Raw genomic sequence first — 24,046 nt, 5'->3', positions numbered from 1 at the left:
CAGATCAGTGGCGGGCCAATGAGAACTCGGCGGAGAAGACCAAGGATCGTCTTCCAGAACTCCATTTTGGTACGTTCCCCCGCATCAGCAATGCTTGCTCTATAGCGGACCATCGCCCATTCGCGGCCAGACGTTACATCTCCGTAGAACGGTTACACCGCGCGTAGTCGCAGCGATAGACCTACCGACTACGGCGACGGGGGCTTCGGTGGGGATGACGGTAGAGCGTCCGGCGACGCGACGCAGGCTGACCGGGCTCGACGGCTTACGGGGGCTGGCGGCGTTGTTCGTCGTCCTGCACCATTGCTGGCTCCTGTCCTTTCCCGGGTTCCCGGTCAACGACGCGCCCTGGTGGACGGGGTGGCTGCTGTACGGCCACTTCGCGGTCGTGGTGTTCATCGTCCTGTCCGGCTTCTCGCTGGCGATCTCGCCCGCCCGGTCCGGCTGGCAGCTCGGCGGCATCCCCACGTTCCTCAACCGCCGCGCCTGGCGCATCCTGCCGCCCTACTGGGCGGCGCTGGCGTTCAGCCTGGTGATCGCGTGGACGGTCATCCCGCAGCCGGGGCAGCAGACGCCCACCGGGCAGTCGGCCCTCATCTACGGGCTCCTTCTACAGGACGTCTTCGGCTCCCCCAGCCCCAACGGGGCCCTGTGGTCGATCGCCGTCGAGGCGCAGCTCTACCTGGTGTTCCCGCTGATGCTGCTGGTCCTGCGCAAGATGGGCGCGGCGGTGATGCTCGGCGCGGTGACCCTGATCGTCGTGGCGGTGGGGGCGCTGGCGCCCTTCGTGCCGGCCGTGGACCTGCTGATGCGGCTGACGCCGCAGTTCGCCGTGCTGTTCGCCGTGGGCGCGGTCTGCGCCGGCGTCGTGCGCGCGCAGGAGCGTACGGAGCGCCTGCCCTGGCACTGGTTCGCGGCGGCCGCCGCGGTCCCGGTGCTCCTGCTGATCGTGGTCGCCGGACCGGTCTGGGTGGTCGCGAACTTCTTCTGGGTGGATCTGGCGGTCGGCCCGGCCGCCGGGCTGTTGCTGACGGGTGTGGCGACGGGCAAGCCGGTCTGGCTCGTACGGCTGCTCGACACGCGTCCGCTCCGGCGGCTGGGCTCCTTCTCCTACAGCCTCTACCTGATCCATTCACCGCTCGTCGTCATGATCGACCGGCTGGTCGTCGCCCCGCACGTGCAGCCGGGCATGCCGACCTTTCTCCTCACGCTCGCCCTGGCAGTGCCGGTGAGCGTGGGGACGGCGTGGTTGTTCGCCTCGGTCTTCGAGTTGCCCTTCCAACGGCACCGGAGCTGGAGGGGCCTGCGCGACGCCGTACGCGCGCGGTTCGTCAGGTGAGCTTGGCCAGCGCCTCGGCCTCGGCCTCGTACTCCGCCGCGAGCTCCTCCGGGATGCGCGTCAGGTCGTCGGCCCGGTAGAAGTCGCGCAGGGTGGTGCCGCGGCAGGTGGCGTCCACGTTGGGCGCCGCCGCGCGGGAGCGGACGTCGTCGATGTGGACGGTGCGGAAGTCGATGCTGAACCGGGTCCTGCCGGAGGTGTTGGTGACGGTCGAGTGCAGGTGCGCCCCGGAGAAGAGCAGCATGCCGCCCGGCTCCGGCACCAGCCGGAGCTCGGTTTCGAGGTCGAGCGCCTCCTCCGGCTTGGGCTGCTCCCGGGTGTCGCTGTGGATGTGCTGGGCGGCCGTGGGCCGGCTGACGGCGGTCCATTCCGCGTAGTCGTAGCGGCCGCTGCCGTTGCGTACGGGGCGGTCGAAGTACTGCGGGTGCAGCGCGAAGACGTTCTCCGGGACCACCTCGTAGATCGGGATCCACCAGTTGACCTGGCAGAACGGCGCGGCGTACCAGCAGTCGCGATGAGCGTGGTAGGCGTAGGAGATGCCGGAGTCGAGGTAGTGATCGGCGGTGGAGGTGCGCAGCCTCGGCACGTCGAAGTAGGTCTTGTCCAGCGCCATGCCCAGCTCGTCGAGCAGGGTGACGAGGAGCTTCTTGCTGGTGGGGTGGTGGATGAAGCGCGGCTTGAGGTCCGCGAGCAGTGCCGCGAACTCCTCGACCGGCATCTCGTACTGGGCGGTCTGGGGGTCGCGGCCCTCGAACGCCTCCTCGATCAACTCGCGGGCGAACTCGATCAGCTTGGTCGAGGCAGGCGTCGCCGAGTAGAGGAAGAGGTCTCCCTGGAAGAGCATTTTGCGCCGGACATCATCGTTGATTCGGCTATTTGCCAATAAAACGGACATAGCGAGATTTTCCCCCTCGCGTGGTTCTTTTCCCTTCTCTCGCCTTAGCCCGCATCTTCGTTACAGGGGGTTGGAGGGGTTACAGAGGCAACTGCGTCTGCGTGTCCGGCCTGCCCACGTAGACCGAATAGTCCGGGTGGTCGAAGCGGTGCAGCGCCTGGATGTTGTCGTTCCAGGGGGCCGGAACCGGGCGCTTGTGCCGCAGCCCGTTGATCGGCGCCAGCTTCATCAGCTCGTTGTCCTCGTTGAACTCCCGGATCGCGCTGAGCTCGCCGACATACTCGTTGTGGATGATCTGGTCGTCGTCGCCGACGGTGTCGTCGAGGTAGCAGAACACGCGAGGCAGGAAGTACTTGTGGTCGCCCCCGAACAGCCGCAGCGCCGCCGCGGTCGAGGAGTAGAAGTCCACGTCGATGGAGACGAACCCGATCGGCGCCGGACGCTCGCCGTCCAGGAACTCGCCGACCGTGTCCTCGATGTTGCCCAGGATCAGGGTGGCCTCCCCCAGCCGGGCCCGCAGGGCGTCGACGTCCATGACGAAGTCGCCTTCGCGCCAGATGTAGGGCAGGTCCCGGAAGTCGGTGGGCTTGGGCAGCCCGGCGCCCGTGTCGAAGCCGTAGACGTCGATCTTCACGCCCGACGCGGCCGACGCCAGCGCCGCCATGCGGTTGAGCTCCACCATGCCCGCGCCGCCCGCGACACCGAACTCGACCACGCTGATCCGGCCGACGCCGAGGCGCCTGGCCAGCTCGGCCGCCTGCTGCACGCCGTAGGCGTAGTGCGGCCTCGGATAGAGGTCGAGCGAGCAGCGCAGCTCGTACGAGCCGAACGGCAGGCGCCGCATGGCGGCCAGCAGGATCCGGCCCGGCTGCATGAGCAGCCGTACGATGCGAATCAACACGAGCAGATCACCCTTTCGAGGAGACGAGTCGGGCGGCCAACCCGGCGAGTTTGCGGCTGCGGTGCGTCAGCATCTGGTGCTGCCGGCGATAGTAGGTACGCAGCAGCACGGCGTGGGCGCGGTTGCGTTGCTCCGTGGACAGCTCCATGAGCCGCACGGCTCGGTACATCGCCCGGAACTGCAGCGTTGTGGCGAAATGCGCGGTCCAGGCCGGCACCCCGAGCGCCGCGGCGATCCCGGGCAGGCGCCGCTCGCGCAGGTTGCGGTGGGCGAGCGTCTCCGGCACGTGACCCCAGGGCGCGGTCAGCGCGAGCATGGTGGCGTAGACCTCGTCCTCGCGGATCATCAGCGGCCGGGGCACGGCGGCCACCCGCTCCCGCCGCATCAGGCCGTAGAGGGGGTCGAGTCCGTGGTGCTGGGTGGTGACGACGTCCCACAGCTCGTCCAGGCGGTCGATGGGGTCGTCGGAGAGCATCCGGGTGCCGCGGTAGCGGGGCTGGTGGACCGTCCCGTCCGCCCCGGTGTAGCTGACGTCCGAGGTGACCAGGATGAGCCGCTCATCGGCCAGGAACGGCTCCAGGCTCCGGGAGACGTAGCGCGGTTCGAGCAGGTCGTCGTCGCCCATCCAGCGGAAGAACTCCCCCCGCGCCCGCCGCAGCACCTCCACGAAGTTCCCGACCACGTGCAGGTCACGCGGCTGCCGGTAGTAGGCGATGCGGCCGTCCTGCCTCGCCAGCTCGCGGCAGAGCTCCTCCGTGCCGTCGGTGGAGGCGTTGTCCGAGATCACCACCTCGATCTCGGCGTGGTCCTGGGCGAGCGCCGAGCGTACGGCCGCCTCCAGGCGGTCCGCACCGTTGCGGACCGGGATTCCGATGGACACCAGCATCGCTTCTCCTCGAGGTCATCGCGCGCGGGCGGGAAGCAGCCGCACCAGGCGATCGCTCACAATGTGGAACTGGTCGCGGGTCACCACGACCAGCACGTAGGCCAGCAGGCCGCCGCCGCCCGCCACGATGAGCTGGACCAGGGGGCTCCCCTGGGTCAGCATCGCGAGGCCCAGCATGACGGCCGCGCACACCAGCGCTCCCGCCGCCGGACGGGCGAGTCCCGGCAGGGCCGGGGCGAGCCGTACCCCGGCCCGCTGCACGGCGAGCACGGCGAGCGGAAGCGCGACGAGCACGGCGGCGGCCGCCTGCCCGATCGCGGCGCCGCGGATGCCGTCGAGATGCGTGCCGATGATGACCGCCGGGATCATCGCCGCCGCGTGCCCGAGGTTCATCCAGACCGTCGAGCGGGTGGCGCCCTGCCCGTTCAGGATGTCGAGGGCGAAGGAGGTGAGCATGCGCACCACCATCAGGACCGCCAGGAACCGCAGCACGCCGGCGGCCAGCTCCCACTTCGGGCCGTAGATGAAGATGATCAGTGGGTGCGCGAGCAGCGCCATGAAGACGGCCAGCGGCAGCACCATGGCGATGAGCAGCGGCACGGTTCGCTGCACGCCGAGCGACAGGGACTCCTCGTCGCGCTCGGCCAGCCGGGAGAAGCCGGCGATCGACACCATGCGGATGGCGCTGCCGATGATGCCGGGCACCCAGCTCGACACGTTGAAGGCCATCAGGTAGAAGCCCAGCCACGCGTCGCCCATGATGTTGCCGACGATGATGTAGCCCACGTTGAGCAGCATGATCTCCAGCGCGATCCCCGCCGCCGAGGGGATGCCGAACCGCAGCAGCTTGGCCGCGATCGGCCGGTCGAACCCGAACCGGTAGGGCAGGCGCGCGTAGAGCAGCATGAAGACGCCGGTGACCACGGCACCCGCGAGCTGCCCCCAGGCGAAGCTGTACGCGCCCGCCCCGTTGACCGCCAGGATGATCGCCACCGGCGCGTTGACCAGGAAGCCGGCGAGGACCGCCTTGGCGTTCTTGCCCGTGCGGAACCAGCGCAACAGGGCCGCGCTGCGCACCGCGGTGACCGCCTCGACGAGGATGACCGCGGTGAGGATGCGCACCACGGACGTGGCCTCCGCGCTGCCCGCCAGCGCCGAGAAGTACGGCGCGCCGACCCAGAAGATCCCGTACAGACCCAGTGCGGAGATCATGGTCAGGGTCGTCGCCGTGGGCGCGATGTCCTCCAGCCGCCCGCGCCACTGCACGACGGCCGACATCACGCCGACGTCCTTGACCACCATGACGAACTGGGTGGCCGCGAGCGCGACGGCGTAGACGCCGAAATCCTCTGGCGCGAGGAGTCTGGCCAGAATCAGGCCGAGGATGAACGAGCCCGCGCGGGTGACCAGTGTGCCGAGAAAGCTCCACACGGCCCCTCGGCCCGCTTTGCGCCCGATGTCGCTGATGTCCGGGCCCGGTTGCTCTGCCATGCCGGCCTTCCCTAGCTAGGCTCGCTGATCCGCTCCAGCCAGATCTCCCGCCAGAACGGGACGAACGCGCGGGGGCAGTTGGACTTGTAGACGCCGTCGCAGATGATTCCTTCGAGCGCGATGCAGGGGTTCTTCATCTCCAGCATCTCGCCCGTCTTCTCGTCGATGCAGCGCTCGACGCGGGCGCTCACGCGGGCGACGCGGCCGCACGAACGCGCCATGTCCTCCTCGAAGCCCAGCCCGCGGTTGAACCCCTTGGCGTTCAGCGTGGCGATGATCTCGTCCCTGGACTTGATCCGCACCAGCTCACCCGGCTGGAGGTCGGTCGTGCCCGTCGGCGTGGGGCCGGCGTGCGGGCCCGGCCGTACGAAGCCCCAGGCCAGGCCGCCCTTGATGCGCAACCACTTCGGGAACTTCCTGGACAGGCGCTGGTAGCGGTTGAACATCCCGAAGAAGAGCGTGCGCAGGGTCGGTCCGACCCCGGCGTTGCCCACCTGGATATCGGTGACGTACTGGCTCATGTCCCGGAACGGGAGCCGTTCAGGGGCGGCGCGCAGCAGCTCGGTGGCCTGGCAGCGGAAGCGTTCCTTGCCCTCCGGCCCCGGCTCCCTCCGGGTGTTGACCTCGAGGATCGGCAGCAGCGGCCGCTCGGGGCGGACGGCCGGCTCCGAGGTGGGCGGCCCGTCCACCCGCTTGAGCCAGGCGGTCTTCCAATAGAGCAGGCAGGCCGTCTGGCAGCCGCCGTGGGCCGACCCGTCGCAGCGGGAGCCCGTCAGATGGACGGCGTCCTCCATGCGCCGCATCCCGGTTCTGGTCATCGTGTCGCAGAGCTTGTTGGCCACCTTGTGAACGGTGAGCCGCTGCCCGCAGAATCGCAGCATCTCCGGCATGAAAGGGAGGCTGTCCAGCTCCCCCTTGTCATCGAGCGTGGCGAGGATCTCTTCCGCACTGAGGACCTCGACCACGTCGCCGACTTTCAGCGCCAGGTTCAACCCATCCACTCCTTCACCAGGCCCGCGTTCTGCAGGGCATGTGCCGCGTCCGCTATTGCCTGGAACGGCAGGTTCGACCGTTCCGCGATGTCCAGGAGACTGTTCAGCCCGTCGGAAAGGCTCAACACCCACAACATCGCCATCTGCGCTTGTTTCGTGTCACTGCGCCCGCCGAGTGATCCGTACAGGCCCCGGGCTCCCAGCTGGGGCTCTCCGTACGGGCTGAGGTTCTGGTAGCGGCGGTTGCCCTCCAGAACCCGCACGGCCGTCCACAGCGTCTCAAGGGTGTCCTCCATCGCCTCGGGACGCACGAAGTCGGGATTGTCGGCCGAGGTGTGATATTCCGGGTATCCGCCGTACGGCGTCCTGGTCAACGAGCCGACGGCGAGGTTGAACCCCGGCGAGCAGTACTGCCGCTCGTCGTAGCCGTACGGGGAGAAGTCCAGGACGGTGTGCGGCCGGTCCTGCAGCACGTGCGCGAAGACCTGGTCGATCTCGGCGTCGCCGCGCCTGCTGCGCTTGTAGGTGATCGTGCCGCTGTCCCCCGCGCAGGCCAGGGTCACGCCGTGCCTGATCCGGTCGGTGCGCTCCCGGTTCAGGGCGAGCCAGGTGATCGCGCCGATGGTGCCGGGCGCGAAGATGAACCGGTAGGTGTACCAGGGGTCGGACAGCCGCTGCGCCAGGGCGACGGCCACCGCCACGCCGGCCAGGTTGTCGTTGGCCAGCGAGGGATGGCAGACGTGGCAGGAGATCAGCACCTCCTGGGAGCTGCTGCCGGGGACCACGTACTCGCCGTAGGTCAGGTACCCGTCGGCCAGCGTGGAGTCGATCCTGACCTCGTACGGGCCGTCGGCCATCCCGTCCAGGGTGTTCTGGCTCAGGCAGAAGCCCCAGGTCTCGGCGTAGTAGCTGGTCCGGTACGGGATCAGGTCCGGCTGCTCGGGCAGGGTGTGCAGGTGCCCGCGCAGCTCCTCCAGGGACATCGTGGCCTCGACCGGCACGCTGTATCCCACGACGTGCAGGTTGGAGTCCTGGAAGTCGACCACCTTGTTCCCCGCGGCGTCCTTGATGGAGGCGTCGCGGATGTTCCACTCCCGGGGGATCGTCCAGTCGAGGACCTTGGTCCCGGTCGGCACCTGGGTGATCTCCAGCGGGATCGACTCGCCGATGATCTCCAGGGTCTGCCGCAGCCCGTCGCCGGTGATGCTCCGGCACAGCGGGTAGAGCCGCCGTACGAGGGCGTGCATTTCCGCGCCGGTCATGGGCGCAGGGTGTCGTCGACGGTGCCGGCCTCGCGCCGGTCGGCGAGCCGGGCCAGCCGGGTGAAGCGGCGCTCGAAGTCCTGCTTCGTCAGACCGTGCTCGCGATAGGCGTCGATCAGCTCCACGGCGCCCGCCTTGACCGTCCAGCGCGCCTCGTAGCCCAGCTCGGCCCTGATCCGGGAGAAGTCGACGCGGTAGGAGCGCGGATCGGAGCCCGTCTCGCCGGTGATGCTCAGCGTCGATCCGGGCACCGCGGCGACGACCTCGGCCGCGATCTCGGCGACGGTCACGTTGTTGACCTCTGTGCCGACGTTGAAGGCCGTCGTGTGCACGGCTTCGCGGGGCGCGACGAGAGCCGCCGCGAAGGCCTCGGCGATGTCCCTGGCGTGGACCAGCGGGCGCCACGGCGTGCCGTCGGACAGCACCCGGACCTCGCCGGTCAGGTGCGCGTGGCCCACCAGGTTGTTCAGCACGATGTCGGCGCGCAGCCTCGGGGAGAACCCGAAGGCGGTGGCGTTGCGCAGGAACACCGGCGTGAAGTCGTCGTCGGCCAGCGTGACCAGGTCGTCCTCGACCCGCACCTTGGACTCGGCGTACGGCGTCACCGGCCGCAGCGGCGCGTTCTCGTCCAGCAGCTCCTCGCCGCCGGACGCGCCGTAGACCGAGCAGGTGGAGGCGTACAGGAAGCGGCGCACGCCCGCCTCCTTGGCCAGCCTGGCCAGCCGGACCGAGGCGTGGTGGTTGATGTCGTAGGTCAGGTCGGGTGCGAGCGCGCCGAGCGGGTCGTTGGACAGCGCGGCCAGATGGATCACCGCGTCGAATCCCGCCACGTGTTCGGGACCCGCGTCACGCAGGTCCACCGCGTGCGCCTCGACCTGCTCGGGCGCGGGGCCGAGCAGGCAGTCGGCGAACAGGCCGGAGTCCAGGCCGACCACCTCGTGTCCGGCCTCGGCCAGCATGGGGGCCATCACGGTGCCCAGGTAGCCCTGGTGACCGGTGAGAAGTACCCGCATCAGTTCTCCAGATCGACGGTGAGCTTGGAAACGTGGAACGCCTCGGCGTAGCGCGCGTGGCACTCGATGCCGCGGATGCGGGCCAGGCCCAGGAACGCCTCGCGGTCGTACCAGGGCCGATGTCGCTGGGAGGCGTAGTGGCGCTGGAGCAGGTCGACCTTCAGCTCGGCCACCTCCTCCGTCAGCGGCTGGAAAACGGCGGGCGCGGCGAGGTCGCCGTCCCATTTGACGATCTCGTAGCCGAGCGTCAGGTGGTCGCGGAAGGCCGTGGGCACCAGCTTGGCCAGCCCGCGGTGGTCCTGGTGGGCGTCGCCCCGCCAGGGTGCGAAGATCAGGCCGGGGTCGGTACGGGCGCGCAGCTCCTCCACCGCGGCCTTGGCCTCCTCCCACCTGGCGGGCAGGTAGCCGTCGGGCAGCTTCAGCACGGTGACGCGTAGCTCGGCGCCCGGGCAGAAGTCCGCCAGCGCCGCGCGCTCCTCGTCCTCGCGCTCGGTGCCGCCGCCGGACAGCACCAGCGCGTCCACGCGGATGCCGGGGCGGGCGGCGCAGACCGTCAGCAGGCTGCCGCCCGCCCCGATCGCCAGGTCGTCACAGTGCGCGGCGAGCGCCACGATGCCGTCGAGCCGCCCCGCGCGCAGACCGATCACCGGGACCGTTCCCAAAGGGCCCACGGGCGCTCGCCCCGGGAGTAGGCCTCGTCCAGCTCCATGCGCTGGTTCACGGTGTCGGTCGGCCTCCAGTAGCCGCGGTGCGGGTAGGCCAGCAGGCGTCCGCGCTTGGCCAGCTCCACGCAGCCGTCGGCGACCAGGTCACCGTTCTCCGGGATGTGCTCGAAGACCTCCTGGGTCAGCACGAAATAGCCGCCGTTGACCCACACCGGCATCTCGCTGACCGGCGAGATGCCGCCGATCAGGCCGTTCTCGCCCACGTCCACGCAGTGGAAGGTCTGGGACGGCGGCACGACCATCATCGAGGCGGCCGCGCCCGACTCGGTGAAGCGGTCGATGATGTCGGGCAGCGGCGCGTCGGTGAGCACGTCCGCGTAGTTGGCGAGGAACATCTCGTCGCCGTCCAGGTGGTGACGGACGCGGCGCAGCCGTTCGCCGATCGGGGAGTTGGTCCCGGTCTGCACGAACGAGATGGACCAGTCGGAGATGTCGCTCGACAGCAGCTCGACCTTGCCGCCGCGTAAGACGAAGTCGTTGGACGTGGCTTCCTGGTAGCCGAGGAAGAAGTCCTTGATGTGGTGGGCCCCGTAGCCCAGGCACAGGATGAACTCCTTGTGCCCGAAGTGCGCGTAGTAACGCATGACGTGCCAGAGCAGCGGCCGCGGGCCGACGAGCGCCATCGGCTTGGGCACCTCGCCCGGCACACCCGTACGCATGCGCGTGCCGAAGCCTCCACAGAACAGGACAACCTTCACACGACCTCCAGGTGTGGGATCGGGAAGACCAGACGGCCTCCCCATTCGTGCACATAGGAGAGCTGAGCGGTGAGCTCTTCGCGCAGGTTCCACGGCAGGACCAGCACATAGTCCGGGCGATCTTGGGCGATGCGCTCCGGAGCGGCGATGGGGATCCGGGTGCCCGGAGTGAATCTGCCGTGCTTGTAGGGGTTGCGGTCAACCGTGTAGGCCAGCAGGTCCTGACGGATGCCGCAGTGGTTGAGGAGCGTGTTGCCCTTTCCCGGCGCGCCGTAGCCGACGACCGTCTTGCCTTCCTCCGCGGCGTCGATCAGGAAGCGGAGCAGGTCGCGGCGGACGCGTGCGACCCGGTCGGCGAACCCGGCGTAGCCGGACAGATCGTGAAGTCCGGCCGCCTTCTCCCGCGCGAGCACGTCGAGCACCCGATCGGACGGGCTCCCCGACGGCCGGGCCCACAGCCGGATGGATCCGCCGTGGGTGGGCAGCAGCTCGACGTCCACCAGCGTCAGCCCGCCGGAGGCCAGCGCCCGCTGCGCAGAGGCGACCGTGTAGTACTGGAAGTGCTCGTGGTAGATCGTGTCGTACTGGTTCAGCTCCATGAGCGTGAGCAGGTGCTGGACCTCGATCGACACCCACCCGTCGTCGGCCACCAGAGCCCGCAGGCCTTCGGTGAAGCCGACCACGTCGGGGATGTGCGCGTAGACGTTGTTGGCCACGACCAGGTCGGCCGGCCCGTGCTCGGCCCGCACCGCGGCGCCCGTCTCCGGCGTGAGGAACGCGGTGAGCGTCGGCACGCCCTTGTCCTTGGCCGCCTGTCCCACGTTGGCCGACGGCTCGATGCCCAGGCACCTGATGCCGCGCTCGACGACGTGCTGCAACAGGTAGCCGTCGTTGCTGGCCACCTCGGCCACGAACGACGGCTTCAAACGTTCCACAGCGGAGTCGACGAACTGCCGTGCGTGTTCCACCCATGAGGCGGAATAAGACGCGAAGTAGGCGTATTCGGTGAAAGTTTCTTCCGGTGTGATCAGCGGCGGTATCTGCGCCAGCCAACAGCTGGTGCAGACCCGCAGGTGAAGTGGATAAGTGAGCTCGGGCTCGTCGAGCTGTTCCGCGGTGAGGAAGAGCTCACAGGGCGGAGTCGCCCCGAGATCCACCACACCGACCAGGTCGGCCGCACCACACAGCCGGCACGATGTCCTCAACAATGGGCCCCACCCGAAAATGACAAGATTTCCCCCTATGGCAAACCCACAGCCGTACTTCGGGTGGGCGCCAAGGAGTGTTACAAGTATCTTCATGAAGCACCTGAGCATCAGTGGAGCATTTGTCTACACCCCCCGCATCCACAGCGATCCGCGGGGCGACTTCCTGGAAAGTTTCCGCGCCGCCGACCTGCGGGAGGCGCTGGGGCAATCGATGGACCTCGCGCAGGTGAACTGTTCGGTCTCCAGACGCGGCGTGCTGCGCGGCGTCCACTTCGCCGACGTCCCCCCGGGCCAGGCCAAATACGTCATGTGCGTCTCGGGAGAGGTGCTCGACGTCGTCGTGGACGTGCGCGTCGGCTCGCCCACCTTCGGCCGGTGGGAGGCGGTGCGGCTGAACGACGTGTCGCGCTGCGGGATCTACCTCTCCGAGGGCCTGGGGCACGCCTTCATGGCGCTCAGCGAGTCGGCCACCGTCCTCTACCTCTGTTCCACCACGTACGACCCGGCGCGTGAGCACGGCGTCCACCCGCTGGACCCGGATCTCGGCATCGAATGGCCGCTCGACGGGGAGCCGATCCTCTCGGCCAAGGACGGCGCGGCGCCCACGCTCAAGCAGGCTCAGGAAGCGGGGATACTCCCATCGTGGTAAGTGTCGTGATACCGGCCCACAACGAGGCCAAGGTGATCGGCCGCTTGCTGGACGGCCTGCTCCGGGAGGCCGCGCCCGGCGAGTTCGACGTCGTGGTGGTGGCCAACGGCTGCACCGACGGCACGGTGGCCGCGGCGCAGCCGTACGACGTCCGCGTCGTGACCACGCCGGTCCCCTCCAAGCGCGAGGCGCTGCGGCTGGGCGACGAGGCGGCACGCGGATATCCCCGGCTGTACGTGGACGCCGACATCGAGCTGAGCACCGCCTCCGTCCGCGCGCTGGCCGATGTGCTGGCCGCGCCGGACGGGCCGCTCGCCGCCGCGCCCGAGCGGGAGCTGGCGCTGGCCGATCGCCCGTGGCCGATCCGGGCCTACTACGCGATCTGGACGCGGCTACCGCACGTGCGCGCCGGGCTGTTCGGCCGCGGCGTCATCGCGGTGAACGACGAGGGCAACGCGCGGATCCGCGCCCTGCCACCGGCGATGGCCGACGATCTGGCCGCCTCGCTGGCGTTCACGCCGGACGAGCGCGTGGTCGTGGCCGGCGCGCGTGCGGTGATCCAGACCCCGCGTACCGTCGCCGACCTGATGCGCCGCCGGGTGCGGGCCACGACCAGCGTGAGCGAGCTGGAGCAGGCCTCGGCCACGGCCGGGGAGCGCACGGGCATGCGGGATCTGCTGGCCATCGTGGCCGTCGACCCGCGCCTGGTGGGCGCGGCGGTCGTCTTCGTCATGGTGGCGGTGCTGGCCAGGCGGAGAGCCGCCCGCGCGATCCGCGCGGGCGACTACACCACCTGGCTGCGTGACGAGAGCAGCCGGGACTAACCGACCGGCGTGTTCATGTCGGTGGTGATCTCGGCCGCGGTGAGTGCCTTGTTGTAGACGCGGACCTCGTCGATGAGGCCGCTGAAGTACTCACCCGAACCGCTGTTGCCGCCGATCCGCAACGGACTCGTCCCGGTACGCAGGTTGCCACCCGTCGGATTGGTGGCGACCTGCGTACCGTTCACGAACATCCGCAACGTCGACCCGTCATACGTCGCCGCCACATGACTCCAGGTGTTCAACGGCAGATTGCTCGCCGCCGGAGCATTGGCCCCCGACGACGTGTAGATGAACGCCGCCGGACCGCTGCTCCCGCTACCCATGATCGCGTAGGCCAGATCGGCGCCGAACTCCTTCATCAGCACCGTCCGCCACCCCGAGACGCTCGTGGGCCGCACCCACGCCTCCAGGGTCATCCCGCCCGTCAGCCGCAGCGACGCGGAGTCGGCCACCGTCACCCAGCTCGACGTGCCGTTGAACGACAGCGCCTGGCCGTACTTGCCGGCTGACCAGGTGGCCGCGGTGGCCGTGCCGTTGTTGCCGTTGCCGGAGGCGTCGGCGACGGCGGTGCCGTTGCCCGCGTTCATCCCGTAGGCGGCCACCAGCCCGCTGACCGTGGGCGGCTGGGTCACGACGGCCGACGCCTCGTTGGACGACGGGCTGGTGTTGCTGGACCCGTCGAATGCCACGACGCGGTAGTAGTACGTGCCCGCCGCGACGCCCGCGTCGGTGAACGAGGTGCTCGCGGTCGAGCCCACCTGGTTGGCGCCGGACGGGGTGAACCCGGCGGTGGCGGACCTGTGGACGGTGTACCCGGTCACCCCCACGTTGTCGGTCGAGGCCGTCCAGGTCAGCTGGGCGCTGCCCGGACCGCCGGTCGCCGCCAGCGAGGCCGGTGCGGTGGGCGCCTGGGTGTCGGGCGGTCCCGGCTGGCCGACGGGGGTGTTCATGTCGGCGGTGATCTCGGCCGCGGTGAGCGCCTTGTTGTAGACGCGGACCTCGTCGATGAGGCCGCTGAAGTACTCACCCGAACCGCTGTTGCCACCGATCCGCAACGGACTCGTCCCGGTACGCAGATTGCCACCGGTCGGGTTCGTGGCGACCTGCGTGCCGTTCACGAACATCCGCAACGTCGACCCGTCATACGTCGCCGCCACATGACTCCAGGTGTTCAACGGCAGATTGCTCGCCGCCGGAGCATTGGCCCCCGACGACGTGTAGATGAACGCCGCCGGACCGCTGCTCCCGCTACCCATGATCGCGTAGGCCAGATCGGCGCCGAACTCCTTCATCAGCACCGTCCGCCACCCCGAGACGCTCGTGGGCCGCACCCACGCCTCCAACGTCATGCCGCCGGTCAGCCGCAGCGACGCGGAGTCGGCCACCGTCACCCAGCTCGACGTGCCGTTGAACGACAGCGCCTGGCCGTACTTGCCGGTCACGTTCCACGCGGTGTTCGCGGCCGTGCCGTTGTTGCCCTTGCCGGAGGCGTCGGCGACGGCCGTGCCGCCGCCCTCGTCCATGGCGTAGGCGGCCACCAGGCCGTCCGGCGCCTGTGACCGCTGGTAGGTCGCGGTGTAGGTCGCCGCGGCGGCGGGCGCCGTGAGGTTGTGGCTGACCGCGCCGCCGTCGGACCAGGAGGTGAACGTGTGGCTGAAGCCGTCGGCGCTCTGCGGCGAGGGCGCGGAGACCGAGTTGTGGGAGCCCACGATCACCGTCCGGGTGAAGGGGGCGACGGTCTGCTCGCTGTTGAAGCCGAGCTGCAGCCCGGTGGGCGCGGTCTGGAAGGTCAGGTTCACCGTCTTCGGCTGGAGGGTCACGCTCTTGGTGTCGGTGAGGCCGTGCGCGTCCGTCACGGTCAGTCTGAGCTCCAGGTGAGCGGGGTATTCGTGGTCCGGAGCGGCGAAGGACCCGCTCGCGCCGGTGAACGTGGTGATCTCATGCTCGTGGCAGGTGCCGGGGCAGTGATGCATGATCAGCTTCCAGGACATCCGCGACCCCGGGATCGTGCCGTCCTGGGCGTCCGTGCCGGTGCCGGAGAACGCGATCGTGTCCCCGACCGCCCAGGTGAGGGTGGCCGACGGGGAGTTGATGGTCGCGGTCGGCGCCGTGTTGCCCACGTTGACCGTGACGGTGGCGTCCCCCAGGCCGCCGCGCCCGTCGTCGGCGCGCAGCTTCACCACGTAGGAGCCCGGCTGGGTGTAGGTGAAGGACGGGGCGGCCGAGGTGGAGTCGTCGAAGTCGCCGTCGCCGTCCAGGTCCCACCGGAAGGTGAGCGGGTCGCCGTCGGCGTCCGCGGATCCGGCGGAGGTGAAGTTCACCGCGAGCGGCGCGTTGCCCGACGTGGCGCTCGCGCCGATGACCGCGGTCGGCGGGGTGTTGTTGTAGAGGTAGCGGATGATCTGCCCGTTGGCGAAGTCGACCGCGAAGAGGTCGCCGCCGGGGCCGGTCTGCAGCTCCACGGCGGGCATGCCCGAGTCGAACGTGGTGATGGTGGCCGGGTCGGGCAGGCCGTTGGCCCCCTTGGTCATGACCCAGACGCACGACCGGCTGTAGTCGGAGAAGAACATCGCGCCGTCGTAGGCGTCGGGGTAGGGGCCGCCGTTGTAGAAGGCCACGCCGCTGGAGGAGGAGCCGCCGGACGGGCACGGGTCGTTCGGCGCGGGCTTGGAGCCGTGGTTCCAGGAGAAGTACGGCTGCGCGTGCGCCGCGGCGCCTTCCGCGTAGAGGTTCTCGCAGAGGGTCAGGTTGAGGTTGTCGTAGCCGCCCTGCCTGGCGGCGCCCTCGTAGCAGGGCCAGCCGAAGTTCTTCATCGGGCCGGTGGGGTCGGCGATCCGGTTGATCTCCTCCCACGTGTTCCAGCCGACTTCACCGGCCCAGACCTCGCCGGTGCCCGGCCGGATGGTGAAACGGAACGGGTTGCGCTGGCCGTAGGCGATGATCCTGGCCACGTTGGGGTCGCTGCTGCCGGCGTTGGGGTTGCCGGGGGCGGCCGCGCCGGTGTTCGGGTCGATCCTGATGACGGTGCCGTTGAGCGCCGCGGGGTCGCCGCCGGTGCGCGGGTCCTGCGAGCGCAGCGCGCCGCCCTCGGCGGCCGGTGGGGTGAGCGCCGTGCCGACCGGCGACGGCGGGTCGCCGCACGGGTTGTCCGGGGTGACGTCGGAGCTGGTCAGGTTGTCCTGGCCGTAGTCGGCGAAGTTGAAGCTGGCACCGTCGCCGCCGCTGGCGTAGAGCATGCCGTCGGGGCCGAACTTGAGGTCGCCGACGGAGTGGCTGGGGTGCTGCTGGCACCAGTCGGTGATCAGCGGGGTCTCGGCGACCGAGCCGCCCGAGGGCGCCAGCGAGGATAAGCGCCCGGTGATGAGGCAGCCGTCGCCGGTGGCGCCGGGCGGGGTCGGGCAGGGGTCGGCGCTCACGCCCGCCGTGCCCCAGCGCGGCGCGGTGCCGCCGGGCACCGCGTCGTAGGCGTATAGGACGTAGATGCGCGGGTCGGCCGGGAAGTTCGGGTGCAGGGCCATGCCGAGCAGCCCGCGGTCCCAGAAGTTGTGCACCTGCGTGCGCAGGTCGGCGTAGATCGCCGGCGTGGTGTCGGTGATCGAGTCGAAGACCTTGATCAGGCCGCTCTTCTCGGCGACGAACACCCGGCCGTCCGAGGCGAACTCGATGTTGGTCGGGTTGGTCAGTCCGCTGAAGACGACCTGTCTCTGGAAGCTGCCCGGCAGCGCCTGCGCCGCGGACGGCGTGATGAGCGTCAGGCCGGTGGTGAGTAGCAGGACGGAAAGGAGCGCATGGCGAAGCCGCCTCAACACGAGAACCCCCTTGAGCCGAAACTCCCCCGAGCCCTGAACTCGATCTATCGCACCGAATCAGGCAGAAGTCACGAGGGCTGTCCACAAGTGGACAGCCACGCATAAAGCAACCACCCCAGCTCGTACGGCCGGCACTCCCGATCGACGGCGACCGGCGGATAGATCCGGTCCAGCACGCCGAGGCGCATCCCCTGATGCACCCCCGTCGCCACGGCCCGCACCCCGCGCACCAGTTTGCGGGGATCCGCCCTGGCCTCCTTGCGCCACGTCAGAGCGAGCTCCTCGAGCACGAAGGACGGCCGCTCGATCATCCAGTCGAGGCCCTTGGAGATCTCCGCCACGTAGGCGGTGCCCCCCGCGTCGGCCAGGTCGAGCAGTGCCATCGGCCCCATCGACAGCTGATGGACGCTGTAGACCGGATAGCCCTCGACCACCGACCCGGTACGGGCGTCGTAGTGCCACCACCACTCCCCCTGCGGGCCCTGCGCGTGGCAGATGCCCTCCGCCACCTGCTCGGCCGCGCGCAGTGCCTCGGCGTCGCCGGTGGCGGCGTGCAGCCTGGCCAGCGCCTGCAGCGGGTAGACCTGGTCGGCGAAGCAGCCGACGTGGGCGCGGTACCGGGGGACCAGCGCCCCCTTGCCGAGCGCGTGCGGGTAGAGCCGGTTGCCCGCCAGCCCGGCCAGCAGCCGCTCACGGGCGCGCTCGGCCCGGCCGTCGGTCACGCCGGCCGCGACCAGGGCGGCCAGCGCCCACGCCGCCTCGACGGTGTAGATCGGGCCGCCCGCGTCCAGCTCCGCGAGCCGGCTCAGCGCCAGATCCAGATCGGTGTGCCCGGCCTCGGCGGCCGCCCAGCAGATCAGCGCGGCGTCGCCGACCCCCGTCACCTCCGGCAGCCGTTTGATCAGGTTGCCCACCAGGTCGAGGAGGCTGTCACCGGCCAGGGCCGCCCGCTGCCGCTGCTCCGTCAGGGTCCCCACGCCGAGCGCGACGATCGCCGAGTAACGGATGCTGCGCCCTTCCGGCGCCGCCGTCCACGTCCCGTCGTCGTTCTGGCGGCCGCGGCGGGTGAACACGAACTCGCCGTCGACGTAGCCCGGCGGCAGCCCGCGCACGGACAGGTCCACCATGCCCGTCACGAAGTCCTGATGTCCGGAGCTCAGCAGAGCGATCCGGTGATCCGTCACGTCGTCTCCTCGATCCTGCGTTTGACACCGGCCCGCTCCCGGAGCACCAGGAGCAGGAATCTGCCGTTGGTCCGCACGTAGCGCGGACCGAGCCGCAACGGCTCCTGCAGCATGCGGTAGAGCCATTCCAGGCCCAGGCGCTGCCAGCGCACCGGCGCCCTGCGGGTGTGCCCGGCCAGCACGTCGAACGAGCCGCCCACGCCGTGGATGATCCGCGCCCGGGTGCTCTCGCCCCACTCGCGGATAAAGATCTCCTTCTTCGGCGAGGTGATGCCGAGGAACAGCAGGTCGGCCTGGGATTCGGCGATCTCGGCGGCGACCTCGGCCGAGTCCTCCACCGGGAAATATCCGTTGCGCGACCCGGCGATGCCCAGCCCCGGATAGCGCAGCCGTACCTCTGCCAGCACCCGGGCCAGCACCTCGTCGGTCGCGCCGAGGAAATAGGCGCGGTAGCCGCGCCGGTGCCCCTCGGCCATCAGCTCCGTGAACAGGTCGATGCCCGCCACCCGCTCGGGAAGCCGGTGACCGAGCATCCGCGCCGCCCAGACCACCGCCTGCCCGTCGGCCAGCACGAGATCGCTGTCGACCACGGACTGCCGTAACGCGGCGTCCGTACGCATGTTGACCACCTTGGCGGCGTTCACCACGCCGATGGTGAGCCTCCTGTTCTCCGAGACCGCCGCCACGCACCGCGCGATCACCTGACGCATGGTGAGGGCGTCCAGTGTGGTGCCGAGAATCGTCTTCCTGGAGGCCTGCTCCGGCAACCTCGTCATCCATCCCCCTGGGTGTCCATGACATATCGGTTCCGGCTCCGGAAACGTGACATCACGGGAGGACCAGCTCGGTGAGCGTCGCGCGATGGTCCGTCCGGGGCATCCGCAGGGTCCGAAAGCTCCGGATCGCGATCCGGGGGTCGGCCAGCACATGATCGATGGCCACCTTCGGGAACAACCGCGGCTGCTGGTAATAGGGCCAGGTCATGGCCAGCCCCTTGCCGGTGACGTCGGCGGCGTCCCGGTAGCCGGTGGCGATCAGGTCGCGCAGCACCGCGTGGTCCAGGGTGGAGTTGAAGTCTCCGGCCAGCACCCGCAGGCGTCCTCCGGCGGGTGGCAGCGCCCGGATGCTCGACGCCCAGCACGCCGTACGCCAGCCCTCGGAGGGCGCGCACGCGTGGACCGCGACGAGGTCCACCTCCCGCCCGCCCGGCAGGGTGACGACGGCGGGAAGGTGGCGCGGGCTCTCCACGAAGGCGGGGGCCGCGATCGGCGCGTCCCCCGGCCGCAGCGGGTAACGCGAGTAGATCGCCGCTCCCTGGGAGTCCTCCCCCGGCAGGACGATCTTGTACGACAGCAGCCGCCCCAGCCCGAGCTCCTCCACCCGTTGCCGCATCAGGTCGGTGAACTCCAGCAGGTGCAGCACGTCCGGCCGCTCGCGCTCGACCGCGTCGACCAGGTCGGGCGGCAGCACGGAAGAGTGCAGCAGGTTGACGGCCATCACCCGCAGCACCGGGCCGCCGGCGGGCGGGTTGCCCTCCGGGATCGCGCGCGGCAGCACGATGACCGCGAAGGCGACGGTCACGACGAGCGCGGCCGCCAGCAGCGCCCCGGAGCGCAGGAAGACCGCGAACCCCAGCGGCACCAGCGCGAGCACGGCCGCGTACGGCGTGAACGACACGAGCTGGGACCAGACGAACTTCGGCTCCCATCCGCACAGGCGCAGGCCCGCCCACCCGGCGAGGCCCGCGACCATGAGCCACAGCATCGAGTCCCTCAGACGACGCTGCACCGGCGTCCACGCATCAGCACCGGCCAGGCCGCGTGCAGCGCCGCCTGCCAGTGCCGGATCGGCTCCCCCCGGGTGTGCGCGAGCACGCTGTAGGCCGGCCGCTTGGCCGGGCGGGGGAAGGCCTCGCTGGTCACGGGGCGCACGCGGTCCGGGTCGGCGCCGAGCAGGCTGAAGATCTCCTTGGCGAACCCGCACCAGGTGGTCTCGCCCGCGCTGGTGCCGTGGTAGACGCCCGGCGGCAGGTCCGACCGGGCCAGCCGGACGAGATAGTCCGCCAGGTCGGCCGCCCAGGTCGGCTGGCCGTGCTGGTCGTCGACCACATCGACCGTGGGCCGCTCGGCCGCCAGCCGGGTCATGGTCGACACGAAGTTCGCGCCGCCCGCACCGTAGAGCCAGGCGCTGCGCACCACGTAGTGCCCGTGCTCCAGCGCCGCGTACTCCCCGGCGAGCTTGGTCCGCCCGTACGCGTTGATCGGCCCTGTCGGCGCGTCCTCCGCGTACGGCACCACGCCGTCCCCGTCGAAGACGTAGTCGGTGGAGACGTGCACCAGCCGCGCACCCGCCAGGTCGCAGGCCTCGGCCAGCCAGCGCACGGCATGCCCGTTGACCGCCAGCGCCTCTGCCTCGCTTGCCTCGGCGTCGTCCACCGCGGTCCAACCGGCGCAGTTGATCACGACTCTCGGCCGGTAGGCGGACACGAAGTCACGCACCGCGCGCCTGTCGCGCAGGTCCAGCTCGGCCCGGCCGAGCGCGAGCACCGGCTCCCCCGTCAATGCCGCCCTGTCCAGGACGTCGGCGGCGAGCATGCCGCCGGCGCCCGTGATGAGCCACCTCATGCCGCCTCCCGGCGCAACCGATCGATCACGAGGTCCACCGGTCCCGGTGCTCGGCGTACCAGCGGACGGTGTCCTTCAGCCCCTGCTCGAACGGGATCTCCGGCCGGTAGCCGAGCGCCCGCAGCTTCGCGTCGTCCATCGAGTACCTGCGGTCGTGGCCCTTGCGGTCCTCGACGTACTCGACCGCGTCCCAGCCCCTGCCGCAGGCCTGGAGCAGGCGGCCGGTCAGCTCCTTGTTGGTCAGCTCGGCCGTGCCCGCGATGTTGTAGACCTCGCCCGGCTCCCCCTTCTCGGCCACCAGCCGGATGCCGGCGCAGTGGTCCGCGACGTGGATCCAGTCGCGGACGTTGCCGCCGTCGCCGTACAGGGGGACCTTCCGGCCGCGCATCAGGTTCGTCAGGAACAGCGGGATGAGCTTCTCCGGGTACTGTCCCGGCCCGTAGTTGTTGCCGCACCTGGTGATCGAGACGTTCAGGCCGTAGGTGATCGCGTAGGCCCGGGCGATCAGGTCGCCGGCGGCCTTCGACGCCGCGTACGGCGAGCGCGGGCGCAGCGGCGCGTCCTCGTCCCACGAGCCGATGTCGATCGACCCGTACACCTCGTCGGTCGACACCTGGACCACCTTCGGCACCCCGGCCTCCAGGCACGCCTGGAGGAGGGTCTGGGTGCCCAGCGCGTTGGTGCGCATGAACTCGGCCGCGCCCTCGATCGAACGGTCCACGTGCGACTCGGCCGCGAAGTTCACCACGAGGTCGTGGCCGGGGACGACGCTCCTGAGCAGCTCGGCGTCGCAGATGTCCCCGTGCACGAACTCGTGCCGCACTCCCTCAAGGTTGGCCCGGTTGCCGGCATACGTGAGCTTGTCCAGCACCGTGACGTACACATCGTGCAGATTGCGGACGAAGTGCGAGCCGATGAAGCCCGCACCGCCCGTCACCAGGATCCGGGTCATGAACTGATCTGTACCTTGCTGTGATCGCCCAGCACGAGACGGTGGGCTCTGGGCGTGTTGGGTGCCGGGGTGACCTCGACGTCGTGGCCGATCAGCGACGACTCGATGCGGCCGACCCCGGCGATGGAGGCCCTGGGCAGCACGATCGAATACTCGATCTCGCTGCCGGTGACGGCGCAGTCGGCGCCGATGGAGGTGAAGGGGCCGACGTAGCTGTCACGGATCCGCGCGCCGTGGCCGATGATCACCGGGCCGACGATCCTGGACCGCTCGACCACGGCCCCCTCCGCGACGACCACCCGGCCCACCAGCTCGCTGGCGTCGTCCACCTGCCCGCGTACGCTGGGCTCGACCGACTCCAGGACCAGCCGGTTGACCTCCAGCATGTCGGTGACGTTGCCGGTGTCCTTCCAGTAGCCGGAGATCACCGAGGACTCGACGCGCAGCCCCGCCTCGATCAGCCACTGGATCGCGTCGGTGATCTCCAGCTCGCCCCGCCACGACGGTTTGAGCTCGGCCACCGCCTCATGGACGGCCGGGCTGAACAGGTAGACGCCGACCAGCGCCAGGTCGCTCTTGGGGCGGGCGGGCTTCTCCTCCAGGCCGACCACCCGGCCGGAGGCGTCGAGCTCGGCCACCCCGAACTGGCGCGGGTCGCCGACCCTGGTGAGCATGATCTGGGCGGCGGGCCGCTCGCGGGCGAACCTGTCCACCAGGTCGTTGATGCCGCCCACCACGAAGTTGTCACCCAGGTACATGACGAAGTCCTCGTCACCCAGGAACTCCCTGGCGATCAGCACGCCGTGCGCGAGCCCGAGCGGGGCCTCCTGCCGCAGGTACGTGACCTGCAGCCCGAAAGCCGAGCCGTCCCCCACGGCGGACTCGATCTCCGCCTGGGTGTCGCCGACCACCAGGCCGAGCTCCCTGATCCCCGCCGCCGCGATCGCCTCCAGCCCGTAGAAGAGGACCGGCTTGTTCGCGACCGGCACCAGCTGCTTGGCCGAGGTGTGCGTGATGGGCCGGAGCCGTGTGCCCGACCCCCCGGCGAGCACGAGTGCTTTCACCGCTAGTAAGCCCCTTCTCCACGGGTGACGACGGACCAGGTCTTCCAGAGGATCTGCAGGTCGAGGATGAGCGACCAGTTCTCCACGTACCGCAGGTCGAGGCGTACGGACTCCTCCCAGCTCAGGTTGGAGCGGCCGCTGACCTGCCAGAGCCCGGTCATGCCCGGCTTGACCACCAGCCGGCGGCGGACGTCGGCGCCGTACTGGCCCACCTCCTCCGGCAGCGGCGGGCGAGGGCCGACCAGGGACATCTCTCCTCGGAGCACGTTCAGCAGCTGGGGCAGCTCGTCGAGCGAGTATTTCCGCAGGAAAGCGCCTACCCGCGTGATTCTTGGATCGTTCCTAATCTTGAAGAGCACGCCGTCGAACTCGTTCGCTTCCAGAAGTGCGCTCTTGAGCCGCTCCGCATCAACCACCATCGTACGAAATTTCACTACATGGAACTCTTTGCCGCCTTTGCCGACCCTGATCTGGTGAAACAGCGCCGGCCCCTGGCTGGTGAGGCGGATCACCAGCGCGATGGCCAGTAGCGGCAGCGCCAGAAGCAGCAGGGCGGCGGCGGCGACCAGGCGGTCGAAGACGGTCTTCGCGACCTGCTTGGTGCCGTCGAACTCGGGGTGCTCCAGGTGCAGGAGCGGCATCCCCGCGACCGGCCTGATGCTGATGCGCGGCCCGGCCACGTCCATGAGCGCGGGGGCCACGAAGAGGTCGGTGCGCGCGGTCTCCAGGCTCCAGGCCAGCCGGCGCAGCGCGGCCCCGTCCAGCTCCGGGCAGGCCAGCACGGCCACGGCGTCGGCCTGCACGCGCTCGACCACCGTGGCCACGTCGCCGAAGGAGCCGAGCACGGGGATGCCGTCGAGGTCGATGTCCATCGCGCTGTCCGGAAGGCAGGCTCCCACCACCTGCATTCCGTGGTGCGGCTGCCTCCTGAACTGCATCACCAGGTCGAGAATCGACTCCCGGTGCCCGACCGCGATCACCTGACGCATGTAGTCGCCCACCGCTCTCCTCCGGTGGAGACGCTTACGCATCCGGTAGCGGAAGTACAGCGTGGACAGCAGCGCCAGCGGCAGCATCGCCATCACGAAACTGCGGGCGACCGCGGTCTGCGTCGCGTAGGCCAGGATGGCGACGGTCGCCATCAGGCCTACACCGCCGTTGAAGACGGCCTTGAACTCGTCCGTTCCCTCACCGTTGGCACGCTGCCGGTACGCGCCGCCCATCATGAGCGCGACGGGCCAGGCGGCGATCAGGCCGAGTCCGAGCATGAACTCGACCCACGGTATGAACACCCCGGCGATGAGCCTGATGCTCAGCACACATACGCATGCCAGCAGTGCGCATGTCGTATCACCGCCTAACAGGAGCCGTAGGTACGCGCGCGTCCAGATGCTCGACGCGCGGCGTGGCACGGCCCCGAGGAGCACGACAACGGACTCCCCAGTCCCCACCCTCATAGCACCACCCTGAGAACTCTTGTGCACCGCGATAACAGGACGTTCCTTGAACCACATGGGTTGACATGTCCCA

Annotated in this window: 21 protein-coding genes; 3 read left to right on the top strand and 18 right to left on the bottom strand. The window is 69.8% G+C overall.

Annotated elements, in window-relative coordinates:
* The first annotated feature begins 214 nt into the window (after positions 1–214).
* Positions 215–1,339 (top strand): acyltransferase, encoded by a 1,125-nt coding sequence (locus ABZX61_RS51125; protein ID WP_355206673.1) that lies wholly within the window; start codon positions 215–217, stop codon positions 1,337–1,339.
* On the opposite strand, the gene ABZX61_RS51120 is transcribed toward ABZX61_RS51125, so the two are convergent.
* From ABZX61_RS51120 to ABZX61_RS51075, 10 genes are all read right to left on the bottom strand, one after another.
* Positions 1,332–2,183, bottom strand: coding sequence for a hypothetical protein (locus ABZX61_RS51120; protein WP_350733534.1), 852 nt, complete (start codon positions 2,181–2,183; stop codon positions 1,332–1,334). The genes ABZX61_RS51125 and ABZX61_RS51120 overlap by 8 nt on opposite strands.
* Positions 2,184–2,313: 130 nt before the next feature.
* Complete coding sequence (locus ABZX61_RS51115) at positions 2,314–3,135, bottom strand: hypothetical protein (protein WP_350733533.1); 822 nt, start codon at positions 3,133–3,135, stop codon at positions 2,314–2,316.
* 7 nt (positions 3,136–3,142) lie between these two features.
* The gene (locus ABZX61_RS51110) at positions 3,143–4,021 is read right to left on the bottom strand and encodes a glycosyltransferase family 2 protein (RefSeq protein WP_355206669.1); all 879 of its coding nucleotides are present in this window, start codon (positions 4,019–4,021) and stop codon (positions 3,143–3,145) included.
* Positions 4,022–4,036: 15 nt separating this feature from the next.
* Positions 4,037–5,512, bottom strand: a complete 1,476-nt coding sequence (locus tag ABZX61_RS51105) for an oligosaccharide flippase family protein (protein ID WP_355206666.1) — start codon at positions 5,510–5,512, stop codon at positions 4,037–4,039.
* An 11-nt stretch (positions 5,513–5,523) separates the two neighbouring features.
* Positions 5,524–6,504 (bottom strand): hypothetical protein, encoded by a 981-nt coding sequence (locus ABZX61_RS51100; RefSeq protein WP_355206663.1) that lies wholly within the window; start codon positions 6,502–6,504, stop codon positions 5,524–5,526.
* Positions 6,501–7,766 carry a DUF4910 domain-containing protein gene (locus tag ABZX61_RS51095; protein WP_355206660.1) on the bottom strand — a complete coding sequence of 422 codons (1,266 nt, stop codon included), beginning with the start codon at positions 7,764–7,766 and terminating at the stop codon, positions 6,501–6,503. Before ABZX61_RS51095 ends, ABZX61_RS51100 begins: the two co-directional genes overlap by 4 nt.
* A complete protein-coding gene (locus tag ABZX61_RS51090) occupies positions 7,763–8,779 on the bottom strand; it encodes an SDR family oxidoreductase (RefSeq protein WP_350733524.1) in 1,017 nt (338 codons plus the stop codon). Before ABZX61_RS51090 ends, ABZX61_RS51095 begins: the two co-directional genes overlap by 4 nt.
* The gene (locus ABZX61_RS51085) at positions 8,779–9,426 is read right to left on the bottom strand and encodes a PIG-L deacetylase family protein (protein WP_350733522.1); all 648 of its coding nucleotides are present in this window, start codon (positions 9,424–9,426) and stop codon (positions 8,779–8,781) included. The genes ABZX61_RS51090 and ABZX61_RS51085 overlap by 1 nt, the downstream gene beginning before the upstream one ends.
* Positions 9,423–10,202, bottom strand: coding sequence for a sugar phosphate nucleotidyltransferase (locus tag ABZX61_RS51080; RefSeq protein ID WP_355206657.1), 780 nt, complete (start codon positions 10,200–10,202; stop codon positions 9,423–9,425). Before ABZX61_RS51080 ends, ABZX61_RS51085 begins: the two co-directional genes overlap by 4 nt.
* The gene (locus tag ABZX61_RS51075; protein ID WP_355206654.1) at positions 10,199–11,503 is read right to left on the bottom strand and encodes a class I SAM-dependent methyltransferase; all 1,305 of its coding nucleotides are present in this window, start codon (positions 11,501–11,503) and stop codon (positions 10,199–10,201) included. The genes ABZX61_RS51080 and ABZX61_RS51075 overlap by 4 nt, the downstream gene beginning before the upstream one ends.
* Here ABZX61_RS51075 and rfbC point away from each other — a divergent pair.
* Both rfbC and ABZX61_RS51065 read left to right on the top strand, forming a co-directional pair.
* Positions 11,502–12,059 (top strand): dTDP-4-dehydrorhamnose 3,5-epimerase, encoded by a 558-nt coding sequence (rfbC, locus tag ABZX61_RS51070; protein WP_350733516.1) that lies wholly within the window; start codon positions 11,502–11,504, stop codon positions 12,057–12,059. The two genes, ABZX61_RS51075 and rfbC, sit on opposite strands and share 2 nt — an antisense overlap.
* Positions 12,053–12,883 carry a glycosyltransferase gene (locus tag ABZX61_RS51065; RefSeq protein WP_355206652.1) on the top strand — a complete coding sequence of 277 codons (831 nt, stop codon included), beginning with the start codon at positions 12,053–12,055 and terminating at the stop codon, positions 12,881–12,883. The genes rfbC and ABZX61_RS51065 overlap by 7 nt, the downstream gene beginning before the upstream one ends.
* On the opposite strand, the gene ABZX61_RS51060 is transcribed toward ABZX61_RS51065, so the two are convergent.
* The 8 genes from ABZX61_RS51060 to ABZX61_RS51025 all read right to left on the bottom strand — a co-directional run bounded on the left by ABZX61_RS51060 (position 12,880) and on the right by ABZX61_RS51025 (position 23,973).
* Entirely contained in the window at positions 12,880–16,692 is a 3,813-nt protein-coding gene (locus ABZX61_RS51060; protein ID WP_355206649.1) for a LamG-like jellyroll fold domain-containing protein, read from the bottom strand. The genes ABZX61_RS51065 and ABZX61_RS51060 overlap by 4 nt on opposite strands.
* A 68-nt stretch (positions 16,693–16,760) precedes the next feature.
* A complete protein-coding gene (locus tag ABZX61_RS51055) occupies positions 16,761–17,876 on the bottom strand; it encodes a hypothetical protein (protein ID WP_355206646.1) in 1,116 nt (371 codons plus the stop codon).
* The gene (locus ABZX61_RS51050; RefSeq protein WP_355206643.1) at positions 17,873–18,652 is read right to left on the bottom strand and encodes a WecB/TagA/CpsF family glycosyltransferase; all 780 of its coding nucleotides are present in this window, start codon (positions 18,650–18,652) and stop codon (positions 17,873–17,875) included. The genes ABZX61_RS51055 and ABZX61_RS51050 overlap by 4 nt, the downstream gene beginning before the upstream one ends.
* 52 nt (positions 18,653–18,704) lie before the next feature.
* Positions 18,705–19,664: an endonuclease/exonuclease/phosphatase family protein gene (locus ABZX61_RS51045; RefSeq protein ID WP_355206640.1), complete on the bottom strand. Its 960-nt coding sequence runs from the start codon at positions 19,662–19,664 to the stop codon at positions 18,705–18,707.
* On the bottom strand, positions 19,649–20,500 hold the full coding sequence (gene rfbD / locus ABZX61_RS51040) for a dTDP-4-dehydrorhamnose reductase (protein WP_355206637.1): 852 nt from the start codon (positions 20,498–20,500) through the stop codon (positions 19,649–19,651). The genes ABZX61_RS51045 and rfbD overlap by 16 nt, the downstream gene beginning before the upstream one ends.
* 25 nt (positions 20,501–20,525) lie before the next feature.
* Positions 20,526–21,452 (bottom strand): dTDP-glucose 4,6-dehydratase, encoded by a 927-nt coding sequence (gene rfbB / locus ABZX61_RS51035; protein WP_350733504.1) that lies wholly within the window; start codon positions 21,450–21,452, stop codon positions 20,526–20,528.
* A complete protein-coding gene (locus tag ABZX61_RS51030; protein ID WP_355206634.1) occupies positions 21,449–22,516 on the bottom strand; it encodes a glucose-1-phosphate thymidylyltransferase in 1,068 nt (355 codons plus the stop codon). Before ABZX61_RS51030 ends, rfbB begins: the two co-directional genes overlap by 4 nt.
* Positions 22,517–22,518: 2 nt before the next feature.
* On the bottom strand, positions 22,519–23,973 hold the full coding sequence (locus ABZX61_RS51025) for a sugar transferase (RefSeq protein ID WP_355206631.1): 1,455 nt from the start codon (positions 23,971–23,973) through the stop codon (positions 22,519–22,521).
* Between the last annotated feature and the right edge of the window lie 73 nt (positions 23,974–24,046).

Origin of the sequence: Nonomuraea sp. NPDC003709 (genome assembly GCF_040610775.1) — a bacterium.
GTDB classification, from domain to species: Bacteria; Actinomycetota; Actinomycetes; order Streptosporangiales; family Streptosporangiaceae; genus Nonomuraea; species Nonomuraea angiospora_A.
Note: the sequence above shows the minus strand (reverse complement) of the source record. Positions and strands in the feature narration are given on the sequence as shown.